At 43.8% G+C, this 6,457-nt stretch carries 3 protein-coding genes, 2 tRNA genes and 2 rRNA genes (1 of these 7 only partly in view); 3 read left to right on the top strand and 4 right to left on the bottom strand.

Annotation, left to right across the window (positions count from 1 at the left end; all coding sequences use genetic code 11):
• The 4 genes from AC012T_RS17765 to AC012T_RS17750 form a co-directional block, all read right to left on the bottom strand.
• Positions 1-125: ribosomal RNA gene (locus tag AC012T_RS17765) — 23S ribosomal RNA — on the bottom strand; it reaches 2,700 nt to the left of the window's first position.
• Between the two features lie 211 nt (positions 126-336).
• Positions 337-409, bottom strand: a tRNA-Ala gene (locus AC012T_RS17760).
• A gap of 82 nt (positions 410-491) precedes the next feature.
• A tRNA-Ile gene (locus tag AC012T_RS17755) sits at positions 492-565 on the bottom strand.
• A 121-nt stretch (positions 566-686) separates the two neighbouring features.
• Positions 687-2,175: ribosomal RNA gene (locus AC012T_RS17750) — 16S ribosomal RNA — on the bottom strand.
• Together the 16S and 23S rRNA genes with 2 tRNA genes alongside form the textbook arrangement of a ribosomal RNA operon.
• 306 nt (positions 2,176-2,481) lie before the next feature.
• Between AC012T_RS17750 and glyQ the strand changes: the two genes are divergently transcribed.
• The 3 genes from glyQ to AC012T_RS17735 all read left to right on the top strand — a co-directional run bounded on the left by glyQ (position 2,482) and on the right by AC012T_RS17735 (position 6,402).
• Positions 2,482-3,360, top strand: coding sequence for a glycine--tRNA ligase subunit alpha (gene glyQ, locus AC012T_RS17745; RefSeq protein WP_487060077.1), 879 nt, complete (start codon positions 2,482-2,484; stop codon positions 3,358-3,360).
• Positions 3,361-3,429: 69 nt separating this feature from the next.
• Positions 3,430-3,909, top strand: a complete 480-nt coding sequence (locus AC012T_RS17740; RefSeq protein WP_487060076.1) for a DUF4079 domain-containing protein — start codon at positions 3,430-3,432, stop codon at positions 3,907-3,909.
• Between the two features lie 135 nt (positions 3,910-4,044).
• On the top strand, positions 4,045-6,402 hold the full coding sequence (locus tag AC012T_RS17735) for a ComEC/Rec2 family competence protein (protein ID WP_487060075.1): 2,358 nt from the start codon (positions 4,045-4,047) through the stop codon (positions 6,400-6,402).
• The last annotated feature ends 55 nt before the right edge of the window (positions 6,403-6,457 follow it).

The raw sequence follows: 6,457 nt of genomic DNA, 5'->3' as shown, positions 1-6,457 counted from the left end.
TGCCCCATTCGGATATCTCCGGCTCATAGTTTGCTTCCAACTCCCCGGAGCATTTCGTCGGTAACCACGTCCTTCTTCGCCTCTGTGTGCCTAGGTATCCACCATTAGCCCTTATTAGCTTGACCACTTCATTACATTTACTTCGACTTGCAAACTTTCTGCTGTTCTGAATTCTTTCCTACTCTGTTTTGAGTTTTTCTCTCATTACTCTGTATTCAGCATTCAGCACTCAGTTTCGTCTGCCTGCTAATTCGCGTTACTATGCAGTTTTCAAGGTTCTGGCTGGTTTTAATCCAGCAGTCTGACTCTTCGTCAGTTGCTGACTCTTTTCCAATGTGGAGGTTAGCGGACTCGAACCGCTGACATCCTGCTTGCAAAGCAGGCGCTCTACCAACTGAGCTAAACCCCCAAAAACAATTCAAAATTCAAAATTCAAAATTCAAAAATAATTACTTTTGACTTTTGACTTCTAACTTTTGACTTGCTTCAGGTGGGCCATCCTGGACTCGAACCAGGGACCTCACCCTTATCAGGGGTGCGCTCTAACCACCTGAGCTAATAGCCCTTAATGAACCAAATCATAGTTTGAAAGCCATACTTCAAGAATCGTGACCGACCTAGGATAGACCAATTAAGAATCTAATTACTGATTGTGTTCGATTTCTCAATGGATTAGGTCTCCCTAAAAAGGAGGTGATCCAGCCACACCTTCCGGTACGGCTACCTTGTTACGACTTCACCCCAGTCACCAGTCCTACCTTAGGCATCCCCCTCCTTACGGTTGGGGTAATGACTTCGGGCGTGACCAACTTCCATGGTGTGACGGGCGGTGTGTACAAGGCCCGGGAACGAATTCACTGCAGTATGCTGACCTGCAATTACTAGCGATTCCTCCTTCACGCAGGCGAGTTGCAGCCTGCGATCTGAACTGAGCTACGGTTTATGAGATTAGCATCACATCGCTGTGTAGCTGCCCTTTGTCCGTAGCATTGTAGTACGTGTGTAGCCCAAGACGTAAGGGGCATGCTGACTTGACGTCATCCTCACCTTCCTCCGGTTTGTCACCGGCAGTCTCTCTAGAGTGCCCAACTTAATGCTGGCAACTAAAAACGAGGGTTGCGCTCGTTGCGGGACTTAACCCAACATCTCACGACACGAGCTGACGACAGCCATGCACCACCTGTGTTCGCGCTCCCGAAGGCACTCTCTCCTTTCAGAAAGATTCGCGACATGTCAAGTCTTGGTAAGGTTCTTCGCGTTGCATCGAATTAAACCACATACTCCACCGCTTGTGCGGGCCCCCGTCAATTCCTTTGAGTTTCACACTTGCGTGCGTACTCCCCAGGCGGGATACTTAACGCGTTAGCTACGGCACGGCTCGGGTCGATACAAGCCACGCCTAGTATCCATCGTTTACGGCTAGGACTACTGGGGTATCTAATCCCATTCGCTCCCCTAGCTTTCGTCCCTCAGTGTCAGTTACGGCCTAGCAGAGCGCTTTCGCCACCGGTGTTCTTCCTGATATCTACGCATTTCACCGCTACACCAGGAATTCCCTCTGCCCCGAACGTACTCTAGCCGTGTAGTTTCCACTGCTTTTATCATGTTGAGCATGACTCTTTAACAGCAGACTTACATGGCCACCTGCGGACGCTTTACGCCCAATCATTCCGGATAACGCTTGCATCCTCCGTATTACCGCGGCTGCTGGCACGGAGTTAGCCGATGCTTATTCCTCAGGTACCGTCATTTTTTTCTTCCCTGAGAAAAGAGGTTTACGACCCAAGAGCCTTCCTCCCTCACGCGGTATTGCTCCGTCAGGCTTTCGCCCATTGCGGAAAATTCCCCACTGCTGCCTCCCGTAGGAGTCTGGGCCGTGTCTCAGTCCCAGTGTGGCTGATCATCCTCTCAGACCAGCTACTGATCGTCGCCTTGGTAGGCTCTTACCCCACCAACTAGCTAATCAGACGCGAGCTCATCTCCAGGCAATTAATCTTTCACCTCTCGGCATATCCGGTATTAGCAGTCGTTTCCAACTGTTGTCCCCGACCTGAAGCCAGATTCTCACGCGTTACTCACCCGTCCGCCACTAAATCCCTAAGGATTCCGTTCGACTTGCATGTGTTAAGCATACCGCCAGCGTTCATCCTGAGCCAGGATCAAACTCTCCATTTTGGTTCGTTCTTCTTAAGCTCTTTTGACCGTTTTTACAACCACGGTCAGGTTATTTTCTTTACTGACACAATCTCTTGTTGTATACTGGCTTTCAAACTATAATATTTTCAAGGTTCGGTGTCCCTCCGAGTCCTGCTCTCTCGCGGCTCTCTCTTTGGCACTTATTCAATATATCGAACCTTCTTTCGTTTGTCAACTCCTTTGACAAAAAAATTTTGGGCTTTTTTTTAATGCCTCAAAGCTGCTCATAATGCTGGGTTTAGGCAACAATGGTTGAGGCATTGTTGACTCAAGGAAGAGTAGATAGTGAATTTTCAGTCAGTAATAGCGATATTGCATCAGTTTTGGAGCGAGCGTGGCTGCTTGATTGCTCAACCTTATGACATGGAGAAGGGAGCCGGCACGAAAAACCCCCATACTTTTTTAAGAGCGTTGGGTCCAGAACCTTGGTCTGTGGCTTATGTTGAACCCTGTCGTCGTCCTACAGATGGACGCTATGGCGAAAACCCGAATCGGTTTCAACATTATTATCAGTATCAAGTTTTGATTAAACCTTCACCAGATAATATCCAAGATATTTATCTTGATTCTTTAAGGGCTTTAGGTATTCGTCCAGAAGATCATGATGTTCGGTTTGTGGAAGATAACTGGGAAGATGCGACGGTGGGGGCTTGGGGTACTGGTTGGGAAGTGTGGTTAGATGGGATGGAAATTACTCAATTTACCTATTTCCAACAGTGTGGGGGGATTGATTGCCGTCCGGTGTCAATTGAGATTACCTATGGGCTAGAGCGACTGGTGATGTATCTCCAGCAAGTAGAGGCCATAACTAAGATCCAGTGGACGGATAAGATAACCTATGGCGATGTTCATCTTCAGGGTGAGATTGAGCAGTGTACTTACAACTTTGAGGCATCTAATCCTGAGATGTTATTGACTCTGTTTAATATATATGAGCAGGAAGCCAGCCAGCTAACAGAACGAGGACTGGTTTTACCCAGTTTGGACTATGTGATTAAGTGTTCGCATACTTTTAATTTGCTGGATGCACGGGGTGTGATTTCGGTGACGGAACGAACTCGCTACATTACTAGGATTCGGCATTTAGCAAGAAAAGTCGCTCATTTATATGTTGAGCAAAGGGAGAAGTTGGGTTTTCCATTGCTTAAAAATCCCGTAAGTTGAACATTAGGCATGAAATTTTACCCCCCTAGGGGGGTAGTGGCTTACAGTACAAACAGTGGTGTGTGTCAGATGGTAAATATCAGTGAAGCTTTGGAACCTATTGCAGTTTGGTTTCGTTCTCTGGGTGTTCCTGAACCAATTGTGCATTGGGGACATCCCTTGATGATGGGAATTGTGGTTTTTGTGGTGGGTAGTTTTGTGGGAGTGGCAGGTTGGCGGGGAAAACTGCTGCAAGATAAAGATGCTGCGGTTAAAAGTCGAAACGCCCATCGTCAATTAGCACCTTGGTTATTTGTATTCTTGGCAGGTGGTTATACAGGTGGTGTATTGTCGTTGGTGATGCAGCATCAGCCACTTTTTGAAAGTCCTCATTTTTGGACTGGTTCAATTGTGCTGTTATTGCTGTTGGTTAATGGTGCAATTTCTGTGAGTGGATTTTTGGGAAATAAAGCAGGGTTACGTGCAGTTCATGCTTATTTAGGAAGTACAGCACTTTTGATTTTGTTTGTTCATGCTGTATTAGGCTTTAATTTGGGTATATCTTTGTGAGACCAGTATTGCTAAGGCAAACGGCTATGAATTTTCCGTTGTTTGACATTTAACGGGCATAATTAGGGCGGGCAAGATGCCCAACCCACAAGAGTTAAAGAAAATTTAGATATGTGCTTTGGCAATTAAAGTTTTATGATGCAGAGTAGTAGCGTAATTATTTGTCTTGCCTATATTCTAGGGTTGCTGCTGACGGCAGTTCCTTGGGGTGGTGTAGGAATTTTAGTTCTGGGGATATTAGCCGCAGTTCTATTTCGGACAACTTATATTAATTTGCGAAAATTTGCTCAGAAACGAGAAAAATCTGTAACTAAAGCTAAGGCATCTGCTAATACTCCGCAAACTACTCCTCATCCTAGGGTTTGGCTAATAGCTGGTTTAGTGGGATTGTTAGCAACCCTGTATTTTCAATTGCGGATACCCCAACCAGGGGAAAAAGATATTAGTCAGTTTGTTTCTGGGGAAAATAATAGTAATCAAGAACAATTGGTGATTGTACGTGGAGAAGTTGCGAGTAGTCCTCGTTTAACGCGGAGTCAGAGAGGGCAATTTTGGCTGGAAGCGACACAGCTAGATGAGGTTAAAAATGATAAAGGCCCAGCTAGTGTGCCAAAAGGGGTAACGGGTAAGTTATATGTGACTGTACCTATACTCCAAGCTACTGGTTTATATCCTAGTCAACAAATTGCTGTGACGGGGATGTTGTACAAGCCAAAAGCTGCATCAAACCCTGGTGCTTTTGATTTTCAGAAATATTTAAAGCAGGAAGGTACATTTGCTGGTTTGATTGGAAAACAAATAAATTTGATTGATGAAAACCGAAAATGGGGATGGTGGCAGGTTAGGGAAAAAATTGTGCGATCGCAAGTACGTTGGTTAGGAGTTCCTGAAGGGCCGCTGGTGAGTGCTATGGTTTTGGGTAGTAAAACTGTTGATTTACCCTACGATATCCGCGATTTATTTGTGAAGGTGGGATTAGCCCATGCTTTAGCAGCTTCTGGTTTTCAAACTTCCCTGATTTTGGGTGTAATTTTACAGCTAACTAGACGTACAAAAAAGGTAACGCAGATTATCTTTGGTTCCTTGGGTTTAATTACTTTTCTTTGTTTAGCGGGGTTTCAAGCTGCGGTACTTAGAGCGGTAATTATGGGTTTTGCAGCCTTAGTTGGTTTGGCGTTGGAAAGGAAAGTTCAACAACTAGGATCTTTGCTGCTGGCAGCTACGCTGTTATTATTATTTAATCCACTTTGGATTTGGGATTTAGGTTTTCAACTCAGCTTTTTGGCAACTTTGGGGTTAGTTGTCACTGCAACACCGATAACTAAACGTTTGGATTGGCTACCACCTGCGATCGCTTCTTTAATTTCTGTTCCCTTAGCTGCCACGATTTGGACTCTACCATTACTATTGCAAGTTTTTAGTGTTGTAGCTGTTTACAGTGTGCCATTAAATATCATCACTACACCATTAATTTCTGTTATTAGTATTGGTGGAATGGTTAGCAGCTTGGCAAGCTTAATTTTGCCAGATGTGGGCAGTACTTTAGCAAGTTTTTTGTACTTTCCAACTCATTGGTTAATTCAATTAGCAGAATTTTTTGCTAATCTGCCAGGAAGCTCAGTTGCAGTTGGTAGTATATCAACTTGGCAAATGCTGGTAATTTATGGATTAATTATATCAACTTGGTTGCTGCGATGGTGGCAGCGGCGATGGTGGTTTGCTGGATTAATTACTGTTATTTTAGTAATAATTCCTATTTGGCATTCTACTAGTAGTTTATTGCGAATCACTTTATTAGCAACTGATACAGAACCAGTTTTAGTGATTCAAGATAGAGGAAAAGTCACTCTGATTAATAGTGGAGATGAAGGTACAGGACGCTTCACAATTCTACCATTTCTACAACAGCAAGGTGTTAATAAAATTGATTCAGCAATTGCCAGTAATTTCTTAGGTAATCAAAATGATGCTTGGTTAGAAGTTCTGCAAAGTTTACCTATTAAGAATTTTTATGCTTATGCTTCCCAGCCAAACAATAATATTGCAACTCAAGCAATTCAACAGAAGCTACAAAAGTATGAGGGAATTTATCAGCCTTTAGGATTAGGGCAAATAGTGAATACTAGTTCTAGTATTTCCCAATTTATGAATGAGAAATTACCAATTTTACGATTGCAAGTTTTTGGACAAAATTGGTTATTAGTAGGTAGTGTCAAATCTCAACAAATAGAACAGTTGATGAAAACTGGTGATTTATCTAGTCCGCAAGTGCTTTGGTGTCCATCGGAATCTTTGCAAGATTTGGTTGTTGCACTGAAACCACAAGTAGCTATCGCTACGACTAATACTCTTGATAGCAAAACTTTATCTGCTTTAAGTCTAGAAAAAACTAAACTGTTCTTCACTGGTAGAGATGGGGCTATTCAATGGACTCCCAAGGGTGAATTTGAAGCTTTTATTCAAGTTACAGAAAATAAGGCTTCCAGTTTGTAACAAGTCGAGGCATCGGGATAGCTGCCACTGGTAAAGCCATCATTCGATGATATAA

Source organism: Anabaena sp. EIM26 (assembly GCF_057568715.1).
This window is presented reverse-complemented; position numbering and strand designations above follow the sequence as displayed.

Excerpts from the sequence above, each read along its gene's own strand:
- AC012T_RS17735 (WP_487060075.1), top strand. The coding sequence starts at position 4,045 with ATGATGCAGAGTAGTAGCGTAATTATTTGTCTTGCCTATATTCTAGGG.
- AC012T_RS17740 (WP_487060076.1), top strand. The coding sequence starts at position 3,430 with ATGGTAAATATCAGTGAAGCTTTGGAACCTATTGCAGTTTGGTTTCGT.